The organism is Pseudoblastomonas marina (assembly GCF_014641655.1).
Lineage (GTDB): Bacteria > Pseudomonadota > Alphaproteobacteria > Sphingomonadales > Sphingomonadaceae > Alteriqipengyuania_A > Alteriqipengyuania_A marina.
The window spans coordinates 1,021,670-1,044,401 of record NZ_BMID01000001.1 but is presented as its reverse complement, the minus strand read 5'-3'; the positions used below and the strand labels follow the sequence as shown (position 1 = coordinate 1,044,401).

At 65.4% G+C, this 22,732-nt stretch carries 29 protein-coding genes; 16 read left to right on the top strand and 13 right to left on the bottom strand.

All coding sequences use genetic code 11. From position 1 onward, the window contains the following. Positions 1 to 89 precede the first annotated feature (89 nt). From IEW49_RS05095 to IEW49_RS05085, 3 genes are read left to right on the top strand one after another with little or no spacing between them, the layout of a single operon-like run. Positions 90 to 461 (top strand): hypothetical protein, encoded by a 372-nt coding sequence (locus IEW49_RS05095; protein WP_188641666.1) that lies wholly within the window; start codon positions 90 to 92, stop codon positions 459 to 461. A 2-nt stretch (positions 462 to 463) separates the two neighbouring features. Next, on the top strand, positions 464 to 742 hold the full coding sequence (locus IEW49_RS05090) for a DUF5985 family protein (RefSeq protein ID WP_188641665.1): 279 nt from the start codon (positions 464 to 466) through the stop codon (positions 740 to 742). Further along, positions 739 to 1,005 (top strand): DUF5985 family protein, encoded by a 267-nt coding sequence (locus IEW49_RS05085; protein ID WP_188641664.1) that lies wholly within the window; start codon positions 739 to 741, stop codon positions 1,003 to 1,005. Before IEW49_RS05090 ends, IEW49_RS05085 begins: the two co-directional genes overlap by 4 nt. Before the next feature lie 88 nt (positions 1,006 to 1,093). Here the strand turns inward: IEW49_RS05085 and IEW49_RS05080 are convergent, their stop codons facing one another. After that, positions 1,094 to 2,857, bottom strand: coding sequence for a DUF885 domain-containing protein (locus IEW49_RS05080; RefSeq protein WP_188641663.1), 1,764 nt, complete (start codon positions 2,855 to 2,857; stop codon positions 1,094 to 1,096). A gap of 106 nt (positions 2,858 to 2,963) precedes the next feature. Here IEW49_RS05080 and IEW49_RS05075 point away from each other — a divergent pair, with 106 nt between their 5' ends. From IEW49_RS05075 to IEW49_RS05050, 6 genes are read left to right on the top strand one after another with little or no spacing between them, the layout of a single operon-like run. Continuing rightward, positions 2,964 to 3,767 (top strand): crotonase/enoyl-CoA hydratase family protein, encoded by an 804-nt coding sequence (locus tag IEW49_RS05075; RefSeq protein ID WP_188641662.1) that lies wholly within the window; start codon positions 2,964 to 2,966, stop codon positions 3,765 to 3,767. 40 nt (positions 3,768 to 3,807) lie between these two features. Further along, the gene (ribB, locus tag IEW49_RS05070) at positions 3,808 to 5,076 is read left to right on the top strand and encodes a 3,4-dihydroxy-2-butanone-4-phosphate synthase (protein WP_188641661.1); all 1,269 of its coding nucleotides are present in this window, start codon (positions 3,808 to 3,810) and stop codon (positions 5,074 to 5,076) included. 2 nt (positions 5,077 to 5,078) lie between these two features. Further along, the gene (gene ribH / locus IEW49_RS05065; RefSeq protein WP_188641660.1) at positions 5,079 to 5,501 is read left to right on the top strand and encodes a 6,7-dimethyl-8-ribityllumazine synthase; all 423 of its coding nucleotides are present in this window, start codon (positions 5,079 to 5,081) and stop codon (positions 5,499 to 5,501) included. A 56-nt stretch (positions 5,502 to 5,557) separates the two neighbouring features. Then, entirely contained in the window at positions 5,558 to 7,018 is a 1,461-nt protein-coding gene (locus IEW49_RS05060; protein WP_188641659.1) for a hypothetical protein, read from the top strand. After that, positions 7,015 to 7,287 (top strand): hypothetical protein, encoded by a 273-nt coding sequence (locus IEW49_RS05055; RefSeq protein ID WP_188641658.1) that lies wholly within the window; start codon positions 7,015 to 7,017, stop codon positions 7,285 to 7,287. Before IEW49_RS05060 ends, IEW49_RS05055 begins: the two co-directional genes overlap by 4 nt. A 48-nt stretch (positions 7,288 to 7,335) precedes the next feature. Continuing rightward, entirely contained in the window at positions 7,336 to 7,686 is a 351-nt protein-coding gene (locus tag IEW49_RS05050; protein ID WP_188641657.1) for a DUF2200 domain-containing protein, read from the top strand. Here IEW49_RS05050 and eno read toward each other — a convergent pair whose 3' ends face one another. Beyond that, the gene (gene eno, locus IEW49_RS05045) at positions 7,687 to 8,973 is read right to left on the bottom strand and encodes a phosphopyruvate hydratase (RefSeq protein ID WP_188641656.1); all 1,287 of its coding nucleotides are present in this window, start codon (positions 8,971 to 8,973) and stop codon (positions 7,687 to 7,689) included. 193 nt (positions 8,974 to 9,166) lie between these two features. On the opposite strand from eno, the gene IEW49_RS05040 reads away from it, so the two are divergent. From IEW49_RS05040 to IEW49_RS05015, 6 genes are all read left to right on the top strand, one after another. Next, on the top strand, positions 9,167 to 9,727 hold the full coding sequence (locus tag IEW49_RS05040) for a hypothetical protein (protein ID WP_188641655.1): 561 nt from the start codon (positions 9,167 to 9,169) through the stop codon (positions 9,725 to 9,727). 31 nt (positions 9,728 to 9,758) lie between these two features. Beyond that, positions 9,759 to 10,172, top strand: a complete 414-nt coding sequence (locus tag IEW49_RS05035; protein ID WP_188641654.1) for a phage holin family protein — start codon at positions 9,759 to 9,761, stop codon at positions 10,170 to 10,172. Beyond that, the gene (locus IEW49_RS05030) at positions 10,169 to 10,462 is read left to right on the top strand and encodes a hypothetical protein (RefSeq protein WP_188641653.1); all 294 of its coding nucleotides are present in this window, start codon (positions 10,169 to 10,171) and stop codon (positions 10,460 to 10,462) included. The genes IEW49_RS05035 and IEW49_RS05030 overlap by 4 nt, the downstream gene beginning before the upstream one ends. Before the next feature lie 69 nt (positions 10,463 to 10,531). Continuing rightward, positions 10,532 to 11,014, top strand: a complete 483-nt coding sequence (locus IEW49_RS05025; protein WP_188641652.1) for a tellurite resistance TerB family protein — start codon at positions 10,532 to 10,534, stop codon at positions 11,012 to 11,014. A gap of 88 nt (positions 11,015 to 11,102) precedes the next feature. Beyond that, the gene (locus tag IEW49_RS05020; protein ID WP_188641651.1) at positions 11,103 to 11,333 is read left to right on the top strand and encodes a DUF4170 domain-containing protein; all 231 of its coding nucleotides are present in this window, start codon (positions 11,103 to 11,105) and stop codon (positions 11,331 to 11,333) included. A gap of 52 nt (positions 11,334 to 11,385) precedes the next feature. Next, positions 11,386 to 12,477 carry a PA0069 family radical SAM protein gene (locus tag IEW49_RS05015; protein ID WP_188641650.1) on the top strand — a complete coding sequence of 364 codons (1,092 nt, stop codon included), beginning with the start codon at positions 11,386 to 11,388 and terminating at the stop codon, positions 12,475 to 12,477. 123 nt (positions 12,478 to 12,600) lie between these two features. Here the strand turns inward: IEW49_RS05015 and IEW49_RS05010 are convergent, their stop codons facing one another. From IEW49_RS05010 to IEW49_RS04990, 5 genes are all read right to left on the bottom strand, one after another. Continuing rightward, positions 12,601 to 13,227, bottom strand: coding sequence for a hypothetical protein (locus IEW49_RS05010; protein WP_188641649.1), 627 nt, complete (start codon positions 13,225 to 13,227; stop codon positions 12,601 to 12,603). A gap of 69 nt (positions 13,228 to 13,296) precedes the next feature. Beyond that, positions 13,297 to 13,767 (bottom strand): hypothetical protein, encoded by a 471-nt coding sequence (locus tag IEW49_RS05005; RefSeq protein ID WP_229658089.1) that lies wholly within the window; start codon positions 13,765 to 13,767, stop codon positions 13,297 to 13,299. An 84-nt stretch (positions 13,768 to 13,851) separates the two neighbouring features. Then, positions 13,852 to 14,280 (bottom strand): DUF1330 domain-containing protein, encoded by a 429-nt coding sequence (locus IEW49_RS05000; protein WP_188641648.1) that lies wholly within the window; start codon positions 14,278 to 14,280, stop codon positions 13,852 to 13,854. Beyond that, positions 14,277 to 14,453: a hypothetical protein gene (locus IEW49_RS04995; protein WP_188641647.1), complete on the bottom strand. Its 177-nt coding sequence runs from the start codon at positions 14,451 to 14,453 to the stop codon at positions 14,277 to 14,279. Before IEW49_RS04995 ends, IEW49_RS05000 begins: the two co-directional genes overlap by 4 nt. Before the next feature lie 41 nt (positions 14,454 to 14,494). Beyond that, positions 14,495 to 16,081, bottom strand: a complete 1,587-nt coding sequence (locus tag IEW49_RS04990) for a long-chain fatty acid--CoA ligase (protein WP_188641646.1) — start codon at positions 16,079 to 16,081, stop codon at positions 14,495 to 14,497. A gap of 117 nt (positions 16,082 to 16,198) precedes the next feature. Here IEW49_RS04990 and IEW49_RS04985 point away from each other — a divergent pair, with 117 nt between their 5' ends. Further along, positions 16,199 to 16,528: a hypothetical protein gene (locus tag IEW49_RS04985; protein WP_188641645.1), complete on the top strand. Its 330-nt coding sequence runs from the start codon at positions 16,199 to 16,201 to the stop codon at positions 16,526 to 16,528. A 53-nt stretch (positions 16,529 to 16,581) separates the two neighbouring features. On the opposite strand, the gene IEW49_RS04980 is transcribed toward IEW49_RS04985, so the two are convergent. The 6 genes from IEW49_RS04980 to IEW49_RS04955 form a co-directional block, all read right to left on the bottom strand. Then, positions 16,582 to 17,376 (bottom strand): helix-turn-helix domain-containing protein, encoded by a 795-nt coding sequence (locus IEW49_RS04980; protein ID WP_188641644.1) that lies wholly within the window; start codon positions 17,374 to 17,376, stop codon positions 16,582 to 16,584. Further along, positions 17,376 to 20,846, bottom strand: a complete 3,471-nt coding sequence (gene dnaE / locus IEW49_RS04975) for a DNA polymerase III subunit alpha (protein ID WP_188641643.1) — start codon at positions 20,844 to 20,846, stop codon at positions 17,376 to 17,378. The genes IEW49_RS04980 and dnaE overlap by 1 nt, the downstream gene beginning before the upstream one ends. 151 nt (positions 20,847 to 20,997) lie before the next feature. Next, a complete protein-coding gene (locus IEW49_RS04970) occupies positions 20,998 to 21,333 on the bottom strand; it encodes a hypothetical protein (protein ID WP_188641642.1) in 336 nt (111 codons plus the stop codon). 31 nt (positions 21,334 to 21,364) lie between these two features. Continuing rightward, positions 21,365 to 21,844, bottom strand: a complete 480-nt coding sequence (locus IEW49_RS04965; RefSeq protein WP_188641641.1) for a glutathione peroxidase — start codon at positions 21,842 to 21,844, stop codon at positions 21,365 to 21,367. Continuing rightward, on the bottom strand, positions 21,841 to 22,377 hold the full coding sequence (locus tag IEW49_RS04960; RefSeq protein WP_188641640.1) for a hypothetical protein: 537 nt from the start codon (positions 22,375 to 22,377) through the stop codon (positions 21,841 to 21,843). Before IEW49_RS04960 ends, IEW49_RS04965 begins: the two co-directional genes overlap by 4 nt. A 45-nt stretch (positions 22,378 to 22,422) precedes the next feature. After that, a complete protein-coding gene (locus IEW49_RS04955; RefSeq protein ID WP_188641639.1) occupies positions 22,423 to 22,704 on the bottom strand; it encodes a hypothetical protein in 282 nt (93 codons plus the stop codon). Positions 22,705 to 22,732 lie beyond the last annotated feature (28 nt).

Below are 22,732 nucleotides of genomic sequence, written 5' to 3'. Positions count from 1 at the left end.
CTCCCGGTGTGACATTTTAGCGGGTTTGCAGGCTGCGGCCTGACCATCTAAGGCCGTTCAAACGCTTAACCGGGAGTAGGTGGTCGACGATGGCGACCGACGACGACATCGAGCAATTTATCTGCGACAGTTTCTCGTCGATCTGGGACCTCGAGTTGCTGTCGACCGTGATCGCCATGCCCGAGGAAGGCCTCACGGCAGCAGAACTGGTCGAACGGATGCGGGCGAGCGAGCTGGTGGTCGAGCAGGGCGTCTCTTCGCTGGTCGCGGCCGGCATCGCCTCGCTCGATCGCGATGGACGCCTTCAGTTCCGCCCCGTGAGCACGGACCTCGAGGCCTGCGCCAGGCGCGCCAGCGAGTTCTACCAGCGTTTCCCGGGCCGCGCCCGAAGGTTGATGATCGCCCGCCAGTCGCCGGGCCTCAACGCTTTCGCCGACGCTTTCCGCTTGCGAAAGGACTGACCATGGGCAGTACCATTCCCGACCTGGTTTACCTGCTCTGCTTCCTGACCAGCGCGCTGTGTGCGGGCCTGCTGCTGCGCCAGTACGGCAAGGTCCAGTCCCCGGTCCTGCTGTGGAGCAGCGCCTGCTTTACGTTCCTCGCGATCGCGAACCTGCTGGTCGTGGTCGACCACATCATTTTCCCGCAGGCGGACCTCAAGCTCGCCCGTCTGGTGCTGACGCTGCTGGCGGTGTCGGTGTTGCTGTTCGGCTTCATCTGGGAAGCGGAGGAGGACCGATGATCGAGCAATTCCTCTCCGGCGCGGTCGTCATGGCCTTCGCCATCGCGGGCCTGCTGTTCCTCAAATATTACCGCCGGACCCGGCAGCGGCTGTTCGTGATCTTCGCGGCGAGCTTCTTCCTCCTCGCGGTCAACTATGCCTGGCTCGCGCTGACCCAGGTCCCGGTCGAGGAGCGCAGCCCGCTGTTCCTCGTCCGCCTGCTCGCCTTCTCGCTGATCATCTTCGCGATCGTCTATTCTAACCGCGACAAGTCGGCACCGTAATCGGGCGACGGCGGGTCCGAGGTCGGCTCGTGACGTAGAATGGTTGGCGAGGCGGACCGCCATTGATTCGCCTGGCCCCGGCGGCCGATCAGCCTCCCATCTGCCCCGCAATCCAGCGGTCGATATGCGCTTCGAGCACGTCGAGCGGCACCGCGCCGTTTTCGAGCACCGCGTCGTGGAAGGCGCGCAGGTCGAACTCGCTGCCTAGCGCCTCTTCGGCGCGGGTGCGCAATTCGCGGATCTTGAGTTCGCCGATCTTGTAGGCGAGCGCCTGGCCCGGCCAGGTGATGTAGCGGTTGACCTCGGCGTCGATATTGCCCGCCGATAGCGCGGTGTTGTCGGTCATGAAATCGACCGCCTGCTGCTTGGTCCAGCCTTTCGAGTGGAGACCGGTATCGACCACCAGGCGGGTCGCGCGCCACATCTCGTAGCTCAGGCGTCCCATCTGCTTCGCCGGGGTGTCGTAGAGCCCCATTTCGATCCCGAGCCGCTCCGAATAGAGCCCCCAGCCTTCGACGAAGGCGGTGAAGAAGGTGCCGTTGCGGCGCAGCGGGTGGAGGTCCAGTTCCTGCTGGAGCGCGATCTGGTGATGGTGCCCCGGCACCGCCTCGTGCACTCCGAGCGCGGGCATTTCGAACAGCGGCCGCTGGTCGAGCTCGGTGGTGTTGACGCGATAGATGCCCGGCTGCCCGGTCTCGAGCGAGCCGCGCTCGTAATAGGCGGTGGTATTGCCCGGCGCCTGCGCCGCGGGGATCGGCAGCACCGTGTAGGGCTGGCGCGGAAGGTTGCCGAACAGCTTCGGCATCCAGCCGTCGATTTCCTTCGCCAGCGCGCTGGCATAGGTCATCAGTTCCTCGGGCGTCTTGGCGTAATATTGCGGATCGGTCCGCAGGTGCTCGATATAGGCGTCGCGGCTGGCGAAGCCGGCTTCGGCAGCGACTTCTTCCATCTCTGCGCGGATGCGCGCGACTTCGCTCAGGCCGAGCTGGTGGACCTCGTCGGCGGTCATGTCGGTGGTCGTGTAGCTTCCGACCACGTAGTCGTAATATTCCGCCCCGCCCGGGGTCGCCGCGACGCCCGGCGCGCCGGTGCGGCATTCGGGCTCGTATTCACCGCGGTAGAATTTGAAGAAGTCTTCGTAGGCCGGATAGACGTCATCGGCGATCGTTTCGCGCGCACGCGCCTGGAACGCCGCCCATTGCGCATCGTCAATGGTCGAGGGCTTTTGGCGGAACGGGCCGTAGAAGACCGATTCCTCTGGCGCGCCGGCGACGAGCGTCGAGAGCCGTTCGACCGTACCTTCCATCGGTTCGCAGGCCTGGGTCAGCCCCTTCTCGACGGCGACGCGGCTGCGTTCGATCCCCTGCGCGTTGTAGGCCGGATATGCTTCGAGCCGCTGGAGGTAGCTCTCGTAATCGGCGGCGGTGAAGAATGGCGAGCGGTTCGCGAGCGAGGGCAGCGACATGAACCACCCGCCGCGATTGGTGAACAGCACGTAGCGACTGTGGTCGTAAGCCGATCCCTCCACCTCGTCCTCGAGGCTCGTCTTGATGATACCGTAATCAACGCGGAGATCGGCGGGCAGCGCGCTTTCGTCGATCACGTTCAGGCGGGCGAGGAATTCGCGCGTCTTGGCGATCTGGCGATCGTAGTCCTCGATCGAGAGATCGTCCAATTTGCCGTCATTCCGCCGGTCGCCGACGCTTTCCGAAAGCCATGGTGAATTGTCGAGCGACCATTGCCAGATATCCTCCCGCACCTCCTCGTAATCGTCGACCGGATCGGCGAGTGCGGGGGTGGCGACGACGAGCGCGGCGGCGGCGGCGCTGGCGAACAGGCGGATAGCGTACATGAAAAATCTCCCTTGGCGGCCTAGCTGCCATGCCGGGCGCGCAATGCCAAGCCGTGACAGGGCTGCTCGCTTTGCTATGGGCACTGCCGAACAAGGAGAACCATCCGTGACCGACCCGATCCTCTACGACCGCGACGACGATGGCATCGTCACCCTCACGCTCAACCTGCCCGAGAAGCGCAACCCGATCTCGGACGAAAGCGTGGTCGAGGGGCTCGAGGCGGCGCTGGCGCGGCTCGACGACGATCGCCAGGCGCGCGTGGCGATCCTGACCGGCGCGGGCAAGGCGTTCAGTTCGGGCGGCGATTTGAAGGCGATGAAGGACGGTTCGGGCCTGCGCGACCCCTCGCCGGTGCGCACCCGTCACAATTACAAGCGCGGGATCCAGCGGCTCCCCCTCGCCTTCGCCGCCTGCGAGGTGCCGATCATCGCCGCAGTGAACGGCTTCGCGATCGGCGCGGGCTGCGACCTTGCGTGCATGTGCGACCTGCGGATCGCGGGTGAAGGCACCAAGTTCGCCGAGAGCTTCGTCAAGCTCGGCATCATCCCAGGCGATGGCGGTGCGTGGCTGCTGCCCAAGGTCATCGGCCACGCCAAGGCTGCGGAGATGGCGCTGACCGGCGACATGATCGACGCGCAGCAGGCGCTCGCCTGGGGCCTCGTCAGCCAGGTCGTCCCCGACGACGAACTGATCGACGCGGCCAAGGCGCTGGCGAAGCGGATCGCGGTGAACCCGGCGCATGCCGTCCGGATGACCCGCCGCCTGCTGTGGGAAGCCAAGCGGAGCGACCTCGCGACGATCCTCGAAATGTCGGCCGCGATGCAGGCCGTGTCGCACACGACGCGCGACCACGAAGAGGCGGTCGATGCCTTCATCGAAAAGCGCAAGCCGGTGTTCAAGGGCGACTGATACGGTTGCAATCACACGCTGGTGTGATTATTCCAACCCCATGTCACATCCTACTGTCGAACGCGTCCGATCCCTCGTCAATGACGGGACTTTCTCCAAGGCCGGCCTCGCCCGCGCCGCGGGGCTCCATGCCAACACGCTGCGCGATTGCGGCGAGGAAGGCTGGAACCCGACCGCCGACACTCTCGGCAAGCTCGAGCGTTTCCTCGACACGCAGGACGAGACCCCGGTGCTTGTCGGGATCGAGGAAATCATCGAGGAAGCGCGCAACGGCCGGATGTTCGTGCTGGTCGACGACGAGGACCGCGAGAACGAGGGCGACCTCGTGATCCCCGCGCAGATGGCGACCCCGGCGGCGATCAATTTCATGGCCACCTACGGGCGTGGCCTGATCTGCCTCGCGCTGTCGCGCAAGCGGGTCGACCAGCTCGGGCTCGACCTGATGAGCCGCAAGAACGGCACCCGCCACGAAACAGCCTTTACCGTCTCGATCGAGGCGCGCGAAGGCGTGACCACCGGGATTTCGGCCGCCGACCGCGCGCGCACCGTTTCGGTCGCGATCGACAGCTCGCGCGGGGCCGACGACATCACCACTCCCGGCCACGTCTTCCCGCTGGTCGCGCGCGACGGCGGCGTGCTGGTCCGCGCCGGGCACACCGAGGCCGCGGTCGATATCTCGCGCCTCGCCGGGCTCAATCCGTCGGGCGTGATCTGCGAGATCATGAACGACGACGGCACGATGTCGCGGCTCGACGATCTGATCGGCTTCGCGCGCAAGCACGATCTCAAGATCGGCACGATCCGTGACCTGATCGCCTATCGCCGCCGCAACGATCACCTCGTCGAACGTCTCGGCGAGCGCGATTTCACTTCCGATTACGGCGGCGCGTGGAAGCTCATCACCTATCGCAACACGGTCGACGGCAGCGAGAGTTTCGTGCTCCAGAAGGGCCATATCGACCCGGCGCAGCCTACCCTCGCCCGCGTCCACACGATCTCGCTGCTCGCCGACATGCTCGGCGAGCCCGGCCCGTCGAAACGGCAATTGCAGCGCGCGATGGCCGCGATCGGCGAGGAAGGCAGCGGCGTGATCGTGCTGCTGATACGCCCGCGCGAGGCCGATCCGCTGCGCGGCGGCGGCGACGATCCCTCGGCCGAGTTGCGGACCTACGGGATCGGCGCGCAGATTCTCGCCGACCTCGGTGTGCACGACATGATCCTGCTCTCCAATTCGCACCCCAACGTGCCGGGAATCGAAGGCTACGGCATCGATATCGTCGACACGCGACCCATTCCGGAAGGGACCTGACCATGGCCAAATTCCTGATCGTCGAAGCCCGTTTCTACGACGCGATCAACGACCAGCTGCTCGAGGGCGCGCGCACTGCGCTCGAAGAAGCCGGGCACGAACACGAGACCATCACCGTGCCCGGCGCGCTCGAAATCCCCGGCGCGATCGCGCTGGCGCTCGACAGCGGGCGCTACGACGGTTTCGTCGCGATCGGCTGCGTGATCCGCGGCGAGACCTACCATTTCGAGATCGTCGCCGGCGAAAGCGCGCGCGCGATCATGGCGCTGACGATGGACGGGATCGCGATCGGCAACGGCATCATCACCGTCGAGACCGAGAAGCAGGCCTTCGCCCGCGCCGACAGGCACCGCAAGGACAAGGGCGGCGAAGCGGCGAAGGCGGCGATGGCGATGCTGGAACTGCGCGACAAGTTCGCCGCCTGAGCCAGTCGAATACCGGCGCGATTTGCATGATCGCGCCGGCGCGCTAGTCTCGCCCGATGGCGGGGGGCAACACGACACGCGCGGTCGATCTCGACGGGACGCTGCAGCGGCTCGACGGGGGATCCTGCGTCAACCAGCGCGCGCTCAAGACCGCGCACGGCCTGTTCACGCTCGAACGCGGCAGCCGCGCGGAGCCGATCTCGCTCGGCGAGCTGCTCGAGGCGCTTTGGGTGCTCGAGCTGATGCTGACCTCGAACAAGATCTCCTTCGACGGCACGCTGCCGCCCGCGAAGGTTGCGCAGCTCCAGGGAGAGCTCGACGAGCTGGTCCGCGACAACCACTTCGATCGCACGCTGTTCGGCACCGTGCAGCCGCGCGACCTCGCGGCGCAGACGGGCTTCATGGTCACCTCGGCCGGCCGCGCGCTGGACGACCTCTCCCTCGCGGCGATCGCCAACGGCGCGGTATCGCCCGCCGAAGGGCTAGACCAACCGTTTGCCGGTAGGTCGGAGACCTTCTTCACCAAGCTTCGCGAGGCACGCGATCACATCCATCGCACCGACCACTGGCTGGAGAGCGAGGAATTCCAGTCGTGGGCCGACGGAGGCTTCGCGGGAAGCAAATGCGTAGCCGGGATCAGCGGTTGCGGGGTCGAGGCGATCGACGCCGCGCTCGCCCTGCCTGACACCTACGGTATCGATCGCGACCTCGCGATGGGCACGCTCGTCAATCGTTTCCGCTTTTCCTACATCCGCCAGCTCGCCTTCGCCGGGCAGGATGTCTACGTGCCGCCCGATCGTTGGCAGCGCCTGTCGCAATTCCATGCGCTGACATTTCAGGAAGCGGTCTCGCGTCACTTCCGCGAAACGGCGATGGCCGACGCACACCAATTGATCGAGGAGCAGACCGCCGACAGCGGCTATCGCCTCGCCCTGCCCCCGCTCGGCCTGTTCGCCTTCCTCCAGCGGGACGTGAAGAGCCCGGCGGACATCCTCGCCCGCGCGCAAGCCGATTTCGCGGATTACGGCCAGCTGTTCCGCAAGTTCTCGCAGACCACCACCGAGCTGCCCCCGCCCGAGGGCGGCTGGGTCGCGATGCTGGGCAACGAGGACCTCGATGCCGAGCACGAGCGGATCGAGCGCTTCCTCTCCGACCGTCTGGGCAAGTTCGACAGGGAGGCGCGGCGCGACAACGCGTCGTTGATGGAGCGGATCAAGACCACCGCGATCGATTTCGCCACCGGCGAAGCGGGCTCGGCGCTGTTCAACGCGGTCGGCGCGACGCTCAGCGTCACACTCGGCCCGCTTGCCAGCGTGGGCAGCTTCATGACCGGCAAGATGCTCGGCAAGCTCTACGGCGAAGGCACCTATCGGCTGCTCGGTCATTACGATCAGTATCGCGATCTCAAGACGAAGCTCACCGGCAAGTTTGAGCATGTTGAACTCGCCACCATCGAGCGGAAGGTGAAACAGGTGTTCGGAACCGAATTGACCCTGAAAAGCGGCGGGCGCGTATGAACGGCCCGCTCGAATGGATCGCCTCGATCGGCACCATCGTCGCCGCAGCGATGATCGCCTTCGACATGGGCCGCCGGGCGACCGCCTGGGGCTTCATACTGTTCTGCGTCGTGGCGGCGATGTGGATCTATATCGGCCTCAAGGAGAACGCGATCCCGCTCGCCGCGATGAACGCGGTGCTATTGGGCATCAATGCCTGGGGCGTTTGGCAATACTGGTTCCACCCGAAGAACCGCGAAGACTCCGGCAAGCATGAGGCCGCGAGCTAGCGCGCCGCGCGATCGGTGAGCGCCGACGGTCAATCGGGGAGACGAAGCATGCCGAGAATGTCGTTTCACACGATGAAACTGGCGAAGGTCTACCCGATGTATGTCGCCAAGGTCGAACGCAAGGGCCGCAGCGCGCAGGAAGTCGAACGGGTCACTACCTGGCTGACCGGCTACAGCGTCGAACAGTTGCACGACCTGCTGGACAGCGACGTCGATTTCGAGACCTTCTTCGCTCAGGCCCCGCGCCTCAACCCGAACCGAGACAAGATCACCGGGGTGATCTGCGGCTACCGGGTCGAGGAGATCGAGGACCCGGTCGAGCGCCACGTCCGCCAGCTCGACAAGCTGGTCGACGAGATCGCCAAGGGCAAGGCGATGGAGAAGATCCTGCGAAGCTGATCAGTCGGCGAGGCGCCCGAAACAGGCCTTCCCCGCATAATCTGCGCTGTCGCCCAGTTCTTCCTCGATGCGGATGAGCTGGTTGTACTTGGCGAGCCGGTCCGAGCGGGCGAGCGAGCCGGTCTTGATCTGGCCGCAGTTCGTGGCGACCGCGAGGTCGGCGATGGTGGCGTCCTCGGTCTCGCCCGAACGGTGCGACATGACCGCGGTGTAGCCGGCGCGCTGGGCGATGCTCACGGCTTCGAAGGTCTCGGTCAGCGTGCCGATCTGGTTGACCTTGACCAGCAGCGAGTTCGCCAGCCCCTTGCCGATGCCCATTTCGAGGCGGTCGGGATTGGTGACGAAAAGATCGTCGCCGACCAGCTGGACTTCGTCGCCGATCAGCTCGGTGAGCGCCTTCCAGCCTTCGAAATCGTCCTCGTGCATGCCGTCCTCGATCGAGCGGATCGGGTAATCGGCGCACAGCTTGCCGAGATATTGCGCCATCTCGTCGGAGCCGAGCGAGAGGTTCTCGCCCGAGATTTCGTACTTGCCCTTCTTGTAGAACTCGCTCGCCGCGCAATCGAGCGCCAGCACCACGTCCTCGCCCGGCGTGAAGCCCGCCTGTTCGACCGAACGCATGATGAAATCGAGCGCATCGCGCGTGCTCGCGAGGTCGGGGGCGAAGCCGCCCTCGTCGCCGACCGCGGTCGAGAGGCCCTTCTCGTGCAGGCCCTTCTTGAGCGTGTGGAAGATTTCCGCGCCCCAGCGCACGCCTTCGGCGAGGCTGTCCGCCCCCACCGGCATGACCATGAATTCCTGGATGTCGATCGGGTTGTCGGCATGCTCGCCACCATTGACGATGTTCATCATCGGTACCGGGAGCATGTGCGCCGAGACGCCGCCGAGATAGGAATAGAGCGGCAGGCCGCGCGCATTGGCCGCCGCCTTCGCCACCGCCATCGACACGCCGAGGATCGCATTGGCGCCGAGCCGGCCCTTGTTGTCGCTGCCGTCGAGCGCGATCATCGCCAGGTCGACCTCGCGCTGGTCCTCGGCATCGACGCCGAGCAGCGCGTCGGCGATCTCGGTGTTCACCATCTTGACCGCCTTGAGCACGCCCTTGCCGAGATAGCGTTGCTTGTCGTCGTCGCGCAGTTCGACCGCCTCGTGTGCCCCGGTGGAGGCGCCGGAAGGCACCGCCGCGCGGCCGAAGCTGCCATCGTGCAGCAGCACGTCGACCTCGACCGTGGGATTGCCGCGCGAATCGAGGATTTCGCGTCCGTGGATGTCGATGATCGCGGTCATGGCATGGCCTTTCGTCGATGAAGTGTTGTATTTGCCTAGGACAGTCCCATCTCATGACGAGACCAACGTGTTTGCGCGCCTCCTATGCGGCGGAACATTGGCAGGCAAGCCGCGTTGGTTCGGTGAGGGCGCGGGAACGTATGGCGCTGCGCCGAAACAGGATATAATCCCTTGAGGGGAAAGGACCGACATGATGGCCGACGAGAAGAAACCGACCACCAAGAAAACCGCCGCGCGCAAGAAGGCGCCGGCCAAGAAGACCACCGCCGCGACGCCCGCGGCAAGCAACACCGAACAGGCGAAATCGCGCTTCTCCGCAGCGGTCGACGAGGCCAAGGCCGGTGCCGCGCTGCTGCGCGACGAAGCCAAGGTCCGCGCCGGCGAATACAGCGGCAGGGCCCGGACGCAGGGCGATCAGCTGGTCGCCGACGCCAAGGGCTACAGCGCCGAAGCGAAGACCTACGCCGTGGACCTTGCCCGCGACGGCAAGGACAAGGCGTCGGACGCCCTGCTCTCGCTGAGCAAGACGATCGACGACACCGCCGCGCAGATCGACGAGCGGTTCGGCGTCGAATACGGCGACTACGCACGCAAGGCTGCACGCGGGCTCCAGTCCAATGCGGACAAGCTGCGCGCCAAGGAGCTCGAGGAGCTCGGCGAAGATGCACGCGAATTCGTCCGCAAGAGCCCGGGCACCGCGGTCGGCATCGCCGCAATCGTGGGTTATGCCTTCGCGCGCCTGCTGCGCCGTTGACATTCCAGACCAAGGGGGCTTTTCGCCAGTCATGACGGAGAGCCCCCCTCCCCTCGTTCGCAACGAGAAGACGCCCGGCAGCCCTGCCGAGCGTTCGCTGGTGGATGACGTCCACCAGCTGTTCGACGACGGCAAGACCTATGTCGAAGCCGAACTCGCCTACCAGTCGACCCGCGCGCAATTCGTGGTCGACCACCTTTCGCAGGCCGCGCTCAAGGGACTTCTCGGCGCGGTCTTTCTCGTCATTGCGCTGATCACGCTGTCGGTGGGCGCGGTACTCGCGCTCGATTCGCTCGTCGGGATCTGGCTCGCGATCGGCATCGTGGTGCTGTTCTGGACGCTCGCCGCCGGACTCCTGTTCCTCCGCATGCTGCGCGGCTTCCGCCAGATCAAGGACGCGATGGGCGCGAGCGAGAAGGAAAAAAAGCAGAAAGACGAGGGATGAGCGCGTTGCGGGATCGACTTGCCGAAGACAAGCTCGCGCGCGACGCCGCGAAGGCGATCGCGCTCGCCGACTATCACCGCGTCAAGGCGGACCTCGCCGCGCGCGGGGTCGGCGGACGGATCGCCGATACGGTCTCCGAAGAGGCGGCCGAGCTCGGCGAAGAGGTGATCCAGATGGCCGAGGAGAACAAGGCGGTGGTCGGCGGCGTGGTCGCCGCACTGGTCTTGTGGCTCGCGCGCGGACCGATCGGGCGGTTGCTGGGATGGGACGAGACCGAAGAGCGCGACTAGCAGGCCAAAAGGCCGGAACGCGACCCTCCCCCGAAGCGTTGCCCATACAAACCCATCTCCGGAGGATTTATGACCGTCAGTGACGAAAAGCGTAAGCGGATCCGCGAAAAGATCGCGGCCTCGCAGGAACGTCTCGAAAAGGAAGCGCTCGCCGAGCGCCAAAGCGAAACCGATTACGGCGCCAAGGCGCGCGAGCTCGGCAACGATGCGAAAGGCTTTGCCAAGCAGCATCCGGTGCTCACCGTCGCCGGCGGCCTCGCCGCGGGCGTGCTGATCGCCGCGCTGCTCAAGCCCAAGACCGCCCGCGCACTCGGCAAGCGCGCGCTCTCGTGGGGCGCGCTCGCCGCCGAAGGCGCGCTGCTCTACGGCAATCGCGCGCTCGACAGTGCCGGCGAAGCCGGGGCCGAGGCGAAGGACCGGATCGGCGAATTCGGCGGCACGGTATCCGACGGCGCGAGCGATCTCGCCCGCGAAGCCGAACGGATCGGCCAGGCCGCGCTCGAGAACGCGCGCGAAACGACGCGCGCACTGTTCGCCAAAGTGCGACGCTGAACGCCCGCAACGCGGCGATGAAGGGGCGCGCGGGCTTGTCTCGCGCGCCCCTTTCGCTATGTGGCGCGCAAGCATCCAGGAAGGCCCGATGGAAGAAACCAACGCCAAGCAGACCCTCTATCTCGTCATGGGTGGTCGCGTCAGCGATCCGCGCAAGCTGATCTTCGCCGATCCCGAGAGCCTGCACGTCGCGGGCGTCTACAGCGATTACGATGCGGCGGAAGACGCCTGGCGCGGCAACGCCCAGCGCACTGTCGACGATGCCGAGATGAAATACGTCGTCGTTCCGCTGCACAAGCTGCTCGATCCCGAGGGCTGAAAACGCGCAGATCGCGCGTGACTTGACTAGTTGTTCCTGATATGTTCAGGCGATGGACTCGCCGGAGCCTCCCCCCGAACGCGTGCATGGACGCGGCGCGCAGAGCGCAAACGTACCGACGCGGTTCGGACTCGCCACGCGTGAACTGGACGGGGACTGGCGCGATCACGTCGCTACGCTGGACGGTCCCCCGGTAAAGCTGCGCACCAGCGTGACCGAGGAACGGCCCAAGTCGATCCTCAGCTTCAACCGCTCGCCCGACATCCCGTTCGATCGCTCGATCAACGCCTATCGTGGCTGCGAACATGGCTGCGTCTACTGCTTCGCACGGCCCACCCACGCCTATCACGATCTCTCGCCAGGGCTCGATTTCGAGACGCGACTGTTTGCCAAGCCGGATGCGCCGGACCTTCTGCGCGCGACTCTCGCCAAGCCGAACTACGTGCCCCTGCCGATCGCGATGGGGACCAACACCGATCCCTACCAACCGATCGAGCGCGACTACCGGATCACGCGGCAAGTGCTCGAGATATGCCTCGAAGCGCGCCACCCGGTCACGATCACCACCAAGTCCGACCGGGTGCTCGACGATCTCGATCTGCTGTCCGAGATGGCAACGCACCGCCTCGTCGCGGTCGCGCTGTCGGTGACGAGCCTCGATCCAAGACTTTCCACCCTGCTCGAGCCGCGCGCCGGTGCCCCGGCGAAGCGACTCGCGGCACTTGGCAGGCTGGTCGAGGCCGGGGTGCCGAGCCATGTCTCGATCGCGCCGGTGATCCCGGCGATCACCGACGAATTCATGGAAAGCATCGTCGCGCAGGCCGCCGCGCTCGGCGTGCGCTCGGCGGGTTGGATCGCGCTGCGACTGCCGCACGAGGTCGCCCCGCTGTTCCGCGAATGGCTCGAGGTCCACTTCCCCGACCGCGCGGGCAAGGTCATGAATATCGTCCGCTCGATCCGCAACGGGAAGGACAACGATCCGGGCTTTTTCAGCCGCATACGCCCTCAGGGCGTATGGGCCGATCTGTTCCGCGCACGGTTCAAGCTCGCCTGCAAGCGCGCCGGGCTGGGTCCGGACAGGTTCGAGCTCGACTGCTCGCAGTTCCGGGCACCCGAAGTTGGCGGCCAGATGCGCCTGCTGTAACCGCCCCGGAGCCTTGGAGGTCGGCGTACGGGTTCTGGAGGCGATCAACACTTAAAATTACCGCGAGAATTTCGGCCGAGCGCTTCTTCGGTTACTTCTACGGCGAAGAATGACCCGGGTACCCTATCCTTCGACCGTATTCGACGCATCGGGCAACCGCTTCAAATCCATCAGGCCATAGCGGAACTCGATCTCGGGAATGATCGCACCGACGACATTGATATAACGGGTCCCCACCCGCAGCCGCCGGTGCAGCAGCGCCGCAGCCTCGGTCTTGTAGCCGTCGATCCCGAAGATCGCATTGCGGCAGGTGCCCTCGGCCAGGTCGAAATCGATCGATACCCCTCGCGCGAAATTCTCCTGCGCGGTGATCGTCTCGGCATAGCAGCCGAGCAGGCGGATGATCTGCTGCGGTATGCGCTTGTTCTGCTTCTCGGCGAGCAGCGCTTCGGCTTCGAGCCGACCGAAAGCCCGCTCCATCTCGCGCTGCCGCTTGAGCACTTCGCGACGATGCCAGTCGGCCAGCAGGTCGCGCGAGCCCTCGCTGATCGCCTCGCCGAATTCACGACAATTCTCGATCCGCTCCTCCGCGGGTCCGCCACGCTCGTCGAACACGCACGAGGCATAGCCGTAGGCATAGGCGAGCGATGCTGGCGACATTCGGATGTCGGCAGCGACATCGTCCGCATGAGCGGTGGTTCCGGCCAGCGTCGGGAACGCGGCCATGGCGCAAAGCACGAGTTTCTTCATCGAATTGCGACCCCTGTTTCCCTCTCGACCCGGTTTAGGCGAACGTGGGAAAAACGCAAAACCGGTGCTTCAGACTTCCTCACCGGGCGTGATCCGGGCAATCACCCGCCGCACGGTGCGGTAGAGCATCATCACCGTGGCGGCGAGCAGCGCGACCACCGCCACCGTCATCGCAAACAGCCCGTCATAGAGCATCGGATACCAATCGGCGGGCAAGTCCTCGAACTCGCCGACCGGCAGCACCAGCGCCAGCAAAAGCAACAGGCTGATGAACAGTGAGGTCGTGGAGAGACCCGCGATCCGCTCGATATTGCGATAGGCCTCGTCGTTGAATTCGGAATCGGACTGGCGGATCAGGCTGATCAGCGTCAGCATCAGTGCGAGCGTGGTCGCCGAGGCCGTCGCGCTGGCGGAGCCGAGATAGAGTCCCGAGCGGGCCAGCGCCTCGAGCAGCACCACCGCCTCGCCCGAACTGTAGATCGTACCGATCGCCTCTCGCGCGCCGACGCCGAATAGCGCGACGCCGATGAATGCTCCCAATGCCCAGTACCAGTCCCGGATAGTTCTTCGCTCCCTCGTTTCGCAGGCAACGAGCAGAAAAACCGAATTGTTCCGTGACCTTCGCTAGGCGAATCCCTCTCCGCCCTCGATCTTGCCGAAGCGGATCAGGCGGCTGTCCTCGACCGCGGCGGTGCGGTTGACCACTGCCTCCTGGTAGTCGGGGTCCTTGATCATCTCGAAAAAGGCCCCGGCATCGGGGTATTCGGCTATGAAGGCTGCGTCCCAATGCTCGTCGTCCGGCCCCGTCACCACCGTCTCGTAGCGTCCGCGCCAGACGATTTTCCCGCCGACGCGCGCAAAAATCGGGCCGCTGGCCCGGCCGTATTCGGCGTAGGCTTCGTCGCCGGTCCAGCCCTTGCCGTGAAGCTCGTGCCCCTCCGGATATTCGGCCTTGCTGCGAAAACGCACGAGGTTGAGCATCTGGATCGGCGTATCCCGCGGCAGGTCCTTGAAAGCCCGGAAGTTCGCTTCGCTCGGATTGACGTGGCTCATGGGGCGTAGCTTTCGAGATAGTGGCACGAGGTGCAGCGCCAGGTCTCGACCGGCTTGCGCGCCCGCTTGTCGATCTTGAGCCCGTACCAGCGCTTGTCGGGCTCGCCCGGATGCCAGAACGGGGTCGTCGGGGCGGAATAATCACCCGCGTCGATCACGAAACCGGTCTCCATCTTGCGCCCGCATTTGGGGCAGGACTTGCTCCCGGACACTCTCAACTGTCCAGCGAGTAGTCGGAGAACCGCTCGCGCAGGTCCTTCTTGCTGATCTTGCCGGTTGCGGTGTGCGGGATGTCGTCGACGAACTCGACCGCATCGGGCAGCCACCACTTGGCGACCTGCGGTTCGAGATAGGCGATCACCTCGTCGGCGGTCACCTCCTTGCCCTCGGCCTTGACGCAGAACAGCACCGGGCGCTCGTCCCACTTGGGATGCGCCATGCCGATCGCGGCGGCCTCGGCGATGGCGGGATGGCCGACCGCAGCGTTTTCGAGCTCGACCGAGGAAATCCATTCGCCCCCGGACTTGATCACGTCCTTGGTGCGGTCGGTCAGCTGCAGCGTGCCGTCGGGATGGATGATGCCGACATCGCCGGTGTCGAACCAGCCATCGGCGTCGACCGCGTCTTTCTCGGCCTTGAAGTAGCGCTTGATCACCCACGGCCCGCGCACCTGCAGCGCGCCGCTGGTCTTGCCGTCGCGCGGCAGCGGGGTCGCCATGTCGTCGAGATCGACCGTGCGCAGCTCGACCCCGAAGATCGGGCGTCCCTGCATCTGCACGATACTGACCTGCTCGTCGAAGCTCTTTTCCTCCCAATCGTGCGTCGGCGCGCCGACGGTCCCGATCGGCGAAGTCTCGGTCATGCCCCAGGCATGGGCGACGCGGATACCCTCCTTCATCAGCCGCTCGATCATGAAACGCGGCGCAGCCGAGCCGCCGATGATCGCCTGCTTCAAATTGGGCAGGTCGGCCCCTGTGGCGTCGCAATACTGGAAAATGCCCAGCCATACCGTGGGCACGCCCGCCGAATGGGTCACATGCTCGCGCTTCATCAGCTCGAGCAGCACGTCCGGCTCGTTCGAGCAGCTATAGACGAATTTCACCCCCGCCATCGCGCCCGCCCAGGGCAGGCCCCAGCTGGCCGCGTGGAACATCGGCACGACGGGCAGCATCACGCTCTGCGCATCGAAATCGAAGGCATGCGGCTGCAATCCGGCGAGCGCGTGGAGATAGGTAGAGCGGTGTTCATAAAGCACGCCCTTGGGATGCCCGGTCGTCCCGCTGGTGTAGCACAGCATGCACGGGTCGCGTTCGTCGACCTCGGCCCAGACGGTGTCGCCGTCGTGCTCGCCGATCCATTCCTCGAACTCGCCATTGTCGAAACAGATATAGCGCTCGATCGTGGTCCACTTGTCGCGCATCTTGTCGATGATGGGCTGGAACATCGCGTCGTAGAGCATGACGCGATCCTCGGCGTGGTTGGCGATGTATTCGAGCTGGTCGTCGAACAGCCGCGGATTGATCGTGTGGAGCACCCCGCCGACGCCGACCGCGCCGTACCAGGTCACCAGGTGGCGCGAGTGGTTCATCGCCAGCGTCGCGATCCGGTCGCCCTTGCCGATACCCATCTTCTGCAGCGCCTGCGTCATCCGCAGCGCATCGCGGCGCACGTCGGCCCAGGTAGTGGTGGTCTCGCTGCCGTCGGCCCAACGGGTGATGTGTTCACGTTCCCCGTGTTCGCGTGCCGCGTGGTCGATCAGATGGGTAACCTTGAAATCGTAGTCCTGCATTCCGCCGAGCATGGGGCGTCTCTCCTCTTCCCTTGGCGGCATACCCTAAGGACCGAAGCGATTTGGGCAAGCGGTTTGGGTGGCAAAACGAGACTTGCCGCGCCGACGGTTCACGACCATGGCCACGCGATGAGCGCACTCCAGCAAGCCAAGACCGTCCTCGTCGAGAACCTCCATCTCGCGAAGGACGCCCTGCACATCTACGTCGCGCTGATCGTGTTCTTCGGCACCTGCCTGCTGTTCGGCTGGAAGGCGCGCGACTGGAAGCCGCTGGCCGCCGTGTTGCTGGTCGCGCTCATCGGCGAGGCTTGGGACTTCCGCGATCGGCTGGCGATCGATCGGCCCGCGGATTATCCCGCGCACATCAAGGATTTGTGGAACACGATGCTGGCGCCTGCGATACTGTTCGTGATGGCGCGCTTCACCTCGGTCTTCGGTAGTCGCGCGCGCCGTAGATAGGCCGCGGGCGGCAGCAGGTAATAAGGCTGCCGCCGCCCGTCCTCCCCGCCGCTTCATGCGACCGTATAGAGCGTGACCTCCCACCCGCCTTCGCCGGGCGTCATGAAGATCGTTTCGATGGCTCCCTTTGGACGCCCTTCGAAAATGGTGAGAAATTGCAGCACCTGCATCTCCCGAACGGCGGTGCCGTGCTCAGGTCCCAGCTGCTGGACGCCGACGAGCTTGCGATCTAGGGCCGAGCCGAGCGGTTTCCGGGCGGTCCTGACATGATCGGTCCACTCGCTCAGCGAAACCTCTCCGCGAAGCATCGGCCCTGCGACGTTCCAGCTTCCTTCCCAATCGCTCTGGTCGAGTTCGGCGAGAAAGGCGGTCGCCTGCTCATAGGAAGCCGGCTCTTCCGGGGCAGCTTGCGCTTCGGCGGCGGGCTCGCTCGCAGTAGAAGCTACGCTGGCAGGCGCTTCTTCGGCGGTGAGGGACAGGCCGATGAGCGCAGCTAGAATTATGGTCGACATTGCTAATATTCCTCCTGCGAGCCAGGTGAGGCGGTAGCCTCCGGCACGCTTTTCGTTGGTGAGGTCTGTAGCATCGTCGTACCGATCGTCTCGGCCCATCCCCAAACCTGTGCGCGCACGATTTTGGGGTGTTCGTCCCTCCGTATCCCCCAAGATTCTTGCGGCTTCGCGGCTGCTCGATACCCCCAGTTTGCGGCGCGCATTGCGCAGGCGATCGTTGACCGTATGGACCGAGATATCGAGTTCGGTGGCGCTCGATTTGGCGTCGTGGCCTTCGAGGAGGAGGCGCAGCGCCTCTTTCTCCTTCTCGGTCAGCGCGTCCGGGCCCTCGCGCATCAGGCGACCAGACGCAGGTGTCCGCCCGCGCGGTGCGGGCGCAATTCTACCTTGGCAAGCCCGGGGACGTCCGCCAGTTGCTCGGCGACCTCGCCGTCGAGTGCGAAATCGCGGCCGAGGCATAGCGTCACAGCCCTGCCCCCCGGCGGCGCGACGCGAACCCGCACCTCGCTCTTGCCGCCGCGTTCGAGCTGGCGCAGCGACGCGAGCCCTTCCTCGGCCTCGAGCTCGAGCGAAAGCAGCATTGCCACGCTGCCGCTGACCTCGGCGAGCGGGCGCGCGCCGCGCACGGTCACGCGCGGCGGCTCGTCGGGACTGGGAGAATCGAGTTCGACGCTGAGCAGCAGGCAGGTCCCGTCCTTCGCCCATTCCTGGAACCGCTCGACAAGCGCTTCCTCGAAACACGCGGCGCTGAACGCGCCGGAGGTATCGGAAAAATCGCAGCGCACGAAATCCTTGCCGCGGCGCGTACGCCCGCGGTTCACGCCCTCGACCATCGCCGCGATCACCGCCGGGCGGCGGCCGGTCGCGCCGGCCATGCCGGGCTCCATCAGGCTGGCATAGGGTCGCGCCCCCTGCGCCGAGGCAGCGGCCCTGAACTGCTGCACCGGGTGCGCGGCGAAGAAGAAGCCGAAGGTCTCGCGCTCCTTGTTCATCTGCTCGATCCGGCTCCACGGCTCGGAATCCTTCAAGCGCAAGCCGCTTTCGACCGGTGCGTCCTCGCCCCCGAACAGGCCCGACTGGCCGCTCGCCCGCTCGCGCGTGGCGGCCTCGGCGGCGCCGAGGATCATCTCGACATTGGCGTGGAGCTTGGCGCGGTCGGGGTCGATCCCATCGAGCGCGCCGCCCGCGATCAGCGCTTCGAGCAGGCGGCGGTTGAGCGCGCCCTGCGGGATTCGACGGGTGAGATCGTCGAGATCGGCGAACTTGCCGCCCGCCTCGCGCTCGGCCACCAGTGCTTCCATCGCCTTGCCGCCGACATTGCGCAGCCCCGCGAGCGCATAGCGGACCTGGTGCCCGTCCGCGGTTTCCTCGACGAAGAAATCGGCGCGCGAATGATTGATGTCGGGCCCGGCGAGCGCGATCGAGTTCTTGCGCATGTCGTCGACGAAGATGCCGAGCTTTTCCGACTGGTGCATGTCGAAGCGCATCGAAGCGGCGTAGAATTCTTCCGGGTAATGGGCCTTGAGCCACGCGGTCTGGTAGGCGAGCAAGGCATAGGCGGCGGCGTGCGACTTGTTGAAGCCGTAGCCGGCGAACTTGTCGATCAAGTCGAACAGCTCGTTGGCCTTGGCCTTGTCGATGTCCGAGACTTCCTTGCAGCCGGCAACGAAACGCTCGCGCTGGGCGTCCATCTCGGCCTGGACCTTCTTGCCCATCGCGCGTCGCAGCAGGTCGGCATCGCCGAGCGAATAGCCGGCGAGGATCTGCGCCGCCTGCATCACCTGTTCCTGGTAGACGAAGATGCCGTAAGTTTCCTCGAGAATGCCCTCGAGCTTCTCGTGCGGGTACTCGATCGGCACCTCGCCCGCCTTGCGCCTCCCGAACAGCGGGATGTTGTCCATCGGGCCCGGGCGATAGAGCGAGACCAGCGCGATGATGTCCTCGAACTTGGTCGGCTTCACCGCGGTCAGCGTGCGGCGCATGCCTTCGGACTCGAGCTGGAACACGCCGACGGTGTCGCCGCGCTTCAACAGTTCGTAGACGGCCGGGTCATCCCAGGCGAGCGTCGAGAGGTCGATCTCGATCCCGCGCTCGGCGAGCAGGTCGACCGCCTTCTTGAGCACCGACAGCGTCTTCAGGCCGAGGAAGTCGAACTTCACGAGGCCCGAGGTCTCGACATGCTTCATGTCGAACTGGGTCACCGGCATGTCCGAACGCGGATCGCGATAGAGCGGCACGAGCTGGTTGAGCGGCCGGTCGCCGATCACCACGCCCGCGGCGTGGGTCGAGCTGTTGCGCGGCAAGCCTTCCAATTGGACCGCAAGGTCGACCAGCTGCTTGACCTCGTTGTCGTTGTCGTAGGCCGCGCGGAAATCCTTCGCCCCGTTCAAGGCGCGATCGAGCGTCCACGGATCGGTGGGATGGTTGGGCACCATCTTGCACAGCGCGTCGACGCGGTTGTAGCCCATCTGCAGGATGCGGCCGCAATCGCGCAGCACCGCGCGCGCCTTCATCTTGCCGAAGGTGATGATCTGCGCGACCTTGTCGTGGCCATAGCGCTCCTGCACGTAACGGATCACCTCCCCGCGCCGCGTTTCGCAGAAGTCGATGTCGAAGTCGGGCATCGAGACGCGCTCGGGGTTGAGAAAACGCTCGAACAGGAGCCCCAAACGTATTGGATCGAGGTCGGTAATCGTCAGCGCCCAGGCGACGAGCGAACCCGCGCCCGAACCGCGCCCCGGTCCCACCGGGATATCGTGTTCCTTGGCCCATTTGATGAAGTCGGCAACGATCAGGAAGTAGCCTGGGAAGCCCATCTGGTTGATGATCCCGACTTCGAATTCGAGCCGATCGTCATAGACCTTGCGCTCTTCGGGCGAGAGTTCGCCATAGGGTGCGAGCCGTGCCTCGAGCCCCTTGCGCGCGTCCTCCGCCAGCATCTTCGCCTCGCCCTCTAGGTCGCCCGCGAGACTCGGCAGGATGGGCGCGCGCTTGGGCGGCGCATAGGCGCAGCGCTGCGCGATCACGAGCGTGTTGGCGATCGCCTCGGGCAGGTCGGCGAACAGGTCGCGCATCAGGCCTTCGGATTTGACGAAGGCCTCCGGATTGGTGCGCTTGCGGTCCTCGGCCTCGACATGGGTCGAATTGGCGATGCAGAGCATGGCGTCGTGCGCGCGGGCGAAGCCGGGCTCGGCGAATTGCGCGGGATTGGTGCCGACCAGCGGCAGGTCGCGGGCATAGGCGAGGTCGATCAGCTTGCTCTCGGCCTCGTCGGCCTCCTGCGAGGTGCCGCGGGCGATCTCGAGGTAGAGCCGGTCGCCGAAAATCTGCTGCAACCGATCGAGATAGGCCTCGGCATGGCTGTCCTGCCCCTCGGCGAGCAGGCGGGTCACCGCTCCCTCGCCCGCACCGGTCAGCGCGATTAGCCCCTGCGAATGGTCGGCCAGTGCATCGAGCGTGACATGCGGCTCCTGGTGCACGGGACGGTCGAGATGCGCGGCCGAGACCAGCGCGCACAGGCTCTGCCAGCCATCCTCGTCCTTGGCGTAGAGCGGCAGGTAATCGACCCGCTCGCCGCTTTCGTCGCGCGCTACGCCGAGAAGCGTGCCGATGATCGGCTGGACCCCCGCCTTGCGGCAGGCATCGGCGAAGGCGACCGCGCCGAACAGACCGTTGCGGTCGCACATTGCGATCGCCGGAAAGCCGCGTTCCTTGGCCAGTTCGGCCATCGCCTTGGGATCGATCGCGCCCTCGAGCATCGAATAGCTCGAAAAGACTCGCAAGGGGACGAAACGGGCGTGCGGCATGGGGCGAATATGCGGATTGGTGCGGGGGAATGGAAGGCGGGTTTTCGGCCCGTCCACCCCTTCTCCACACATCGTCATCCCCGCGAAGGCGGGGATTCGGAGCGACATAGCGCAAGCCTGCCCTGGATTCCCGGCTTCGCGGGAATGACGGCTACTCGGAAGTTGGCTTCTCGGCCGCGATCTTGCGCCTGGTGTCGCGGATCGTCGACCAGGCACCATAGGCGATCAGCGCGGCGAGGAATATCCACACCCACAGCGGGATGTTCCGCCCGACCACCGCGAGGTAGAGATAGGCCGAGACGAAGAAGAAGCCGGCCAGCATCGTCGGCAGCACGGTCGACTGCCCCGCCCTCGCCCGGCGCACGAGCCAGGCGATGCTGAGGAAGAAGAAGGGAATGGCGCCGACATAGATGCCGCCGAAAATATAGGGGTTTACCCCGTACTCGGCGCCGAGCGAGTGGAAATACTGGTCGATGGCTTCGATCATGGTGAGGGGTTCGTCCCTGGCCGCCGGGCGGTTACAGCAGTTTCTCGATGTCGGCGGCGATCGATGCGGGGGCGACGGTCGGCGGGTACCGGCGGACGACGTTCCCGTCGCGGTCGACCAGGAACTTGGTGAAGTTCCACTTGATCGAGGTCGTGCCCATCAGCCCCTTGGCCTCCTCGCGCAGCCACTTGTAGAGCGGCTCGGCATGGTCGCCATTGACCTCGACCTTGGCCATCAGCGGGAAGCTGATGTCGTAGTTGACCGAGCAGAACTCGGCGATCTCTTCGTTCGATCCCGGCTCCTGCTCGCCGAACTGGTTCGAGGGGAAGCCGAGCACATCGAAACCCTGCTCGGAATATCTCTCATGAAGTTCCTGCAGCCCCTTGTATTGCGGGGTGAACCCGCACTTGCTCGCCGTGTTGACGATGAGCAGGACCTTGCCCTGCATTTCGGCGAGGTCGAGCTTGCTCCCGTCATTGGTGGCGACGTTGAAATCGGCGATCGTGGTCATTGGTCGGCTTCCTTTGCCCTCGGGCGATAGGTCAGGTCGAAACTGTCGGTCCAGCTTCGTCCGTGATCGGCGCTCTGCTGCCCGTATTGGCGTACCGAGCCGTCGTCATTGGCGGTGTAGGTCATCCGCACGAGCAGTTTGTTGCCCTCTGGATCGCTCCCCCAATAGCCGGTCAGCACCATCGCGCCCCCATGATCGTTGGCGACCGGCCCGCCCTCGAAGAACACCCGCCCCGGACGCTGGCCCACCCACAGCTGGTGCCAGGTGCCCGTCGCCGGATCGTAGGTCGAAAGCGAGGATCCGCCCCCGCCCTGCAGCGGCATCCAGGTTTCGCGGATCGCGCAGCCCGCACTGACCTTCTCGATTCGGCTGGTCGCGACCTGCGCGCCGGTGTCGGGGCGAAACACGTCCCACTCGCCGACCCAGAAGTCGAACGCGGCGTGTTCGGCCGAGTCGCAGCTCGGCGGTGCAGGCGGTGTGACCACCGGCGCGTCCTGCATCACGGCGGCGAAGGCGAAGGCGAGTGAGAACATGGAACCTCCCTGCTGGCGGCACTCAAGCCGCTGGGGAGGCCCGGGTCAATCGGCAGGCGGCAGATTGTCGTGCTGGGCAAGGATCGCGATCTCGTGCGGGCCATAGCGCTTGTCGCCCGATTCTTGGATCGCGTAGTCCTTGCGCTCGTGCTCGGGCAGCGTCTGGACGAAATGGACCAGCTCGGCGAGCGTTCCGCGCCGCAGCCCGTCGAAACCGCCGAGTAGGCCTTGGCCCTCGTCGATCTTGTACAGCGTCGCACGGTCGTCCCAATCGGGATCGGTGAGGTCGGCTGGTTCGGCACGGAAGGTCGTCGGATGGTCGGTCATAGGCGTAAAATTCCTTTCGCCAGACCAA

Coding starts and splice junctions, on each gene's coding strand:
- IEW49_RS05095 (WP_188641666.1), top strand. CDS start 90: ATGGCGACCGACGACGACATCGAGCAATTTATCTGCGACAGTTTCTCG.
- IEW49_RS05090 (WP_188641665.1), top strand. CDS start 464: ATGGGCAGTACCATTCCCGACCTGGTTTACCTGCTCTGCTTCCTGACC.
- IEW49_RS05085 (WP_188641664.1), top strand. CDS start 739: ATGATCGAGCAATTCCTCTCCGGCGCGGTCGTCATGGCCTTCGCCATC.
- IEW49_RS05080 (WP_188641663.1), bottom strand. CDS start 2,857: ATGTACGCTATCCGCCTGTTCGCCAGCGCCGCCGCCGCCGCGCTCGTC.
- ribB (WP_188641661.1), top strand. CDS start 3,808: ATGTCACATCCTACTGTCGAACGCGTCCGATCCCTCGTCAATGACGGG.
- ribH (WP_188641660.1), top strand. CDS start 5,079: ATGGCCAAATTCCTGATCGTCGAAGCCCGTTTCTACGACGCGATCAAC.
- IEW49_RS05060 (WP_188641659.1), top strand. CDS start 5,558: ATGGCGGGGGGCAACACGACACGCGCGGTCGATCTCGACGGGACGCTG.
- IEW49_RS05055 (WP_188641658.1), top strand. CDS start 7,015: ATGAACGGCCCGCTCGAATGGATCGCCTCGATCGGCACCATCGTCGCC.
- IEW49_RS05050 (WP_188641657.1), top strand. CDS start 7,336: ATGCCGAGAATGTCGTTTCACACGATGAAACTGGCGAAGGTCTACCCG.
- eno (WP_188641656.1), bottom strand. CDS start 8,973: ATGACCGCGATCATCGACATCCACGGACGCGAAATCCTCGATTCGCGC.
- IEW49_RS05040 (WP_188641655.1), top strand. CDS start 9,167: ATGGCCGACGAGAAGAAACCGACCACCAAGAAAACCGCCGCGCGCAAG.
- IEW49_RS05035 (WP_188641654.1), top strand. CDS start 9,759: ATGACGGAGAGCCCCCCTCCCCTCGTTCGCAACGAGAAGACGCCCGGC.
- IEW49_RS05030 (WP_188641653.1), top strand. CDS start 10,169: ATGAGCGCGTTGCGGGATCGACTTGCCGAAGACAAGCTCGCGCGCGAC.
- IEW49_RS05025 (WP_188641652.1), top strand. CDS start 10,532: ATGACCGTCAGTGACGAAAAGCGTAAGCGGATCCGCGAAAAGATCGCG.
- IEW49_RS05020 (WP_188641651.1), top strand. CDS start 11,103: ATGGAAGAAACCAACGCCAAGCAGACCCTCTATCTCGTCATGGGTGGT.
- IEW49_RS05015 (WP_188641650.1), top strand. CDS start 11,386: ATGGACTCGCCGGAGCCTCCCCCCGAACGCGTGCATGGACGCGGCGCG.
- IEW49_RS05010 (WP_188641649.1), bottom strand. CDS start 13,227: ATGAAGAAACTCGTGCTTTGCGCCATGGCCGCGTTCCCGACGCTGGCC.
- IEW49_RS05000 (WP_188641648.1), bottom strand. CDS start 14,280: ATGAGCCACGTCAATCCGAGCGAAGCGAACTTCCGGGCTTTCAAGGAC.
- IEW49_RS04995 (WP_188641647.1), bottom strand. CDS start 14,453: ATGGAGACCGGTTTCGTGATCGACGCGGGTGATTATTCCGCCCCGACG.
- IEW49_RS04990 (WP_188641646.1), bottom strand. CDS start 16,081: ATGCTCGGCGGAATGCAGGACTACGATTTCAAGGTTACCCATCTGATC.
- IEW49_RS04985 (WP_188641645.1), top strand. CDS start 16,199: ATGAGCGCACTCCAGCAAGCCAAGACCGTCCTCGTCGAGAACCTCCAT.
- IEW49_RS04980 (WP_188641644.1), bottom strand. CDS start 17,376: ATGCGCGAGGGCCCGGACGCGCTGACCGAGAAGGAGAAAGAGGCGCTG.
- dnaE (WP_188641643.1), bottom strand. CDS start 20,846: ATGCCGCACGCCCGTTTCGTCCCCTTGCGAGTCTTTTCGAGCTATTCG.
- IEW49_RS04970 (WP_188641642.1), bottom strand. CDS start 21,333: ATGATCGAAGCCATCGACCAGTATTTCCACTCGCTCGGCGCCGAGTAC.
- IEW49_RS04965 (WP_188641641.1), bottom strand. CDS start 21,844: ATGACCACGATCGCCGATTTCAACGTCGCCACCAATGACGGGAGCAAG.
- IEW49_RS04960 (WP_188641640.1), bottom strand. CDS start 22,377: ATGTTCTCACTCGCCTTCGCCTTCGCCGCCGTGATGCAGGACGCGCCG.
- IEW49_RS04955 (WP_188641639.1), bottom strand. CDS start 22,704: ATGACCGACCATCCGACGACCTTCCGTGCCGAACCAGCCGACCTCACC.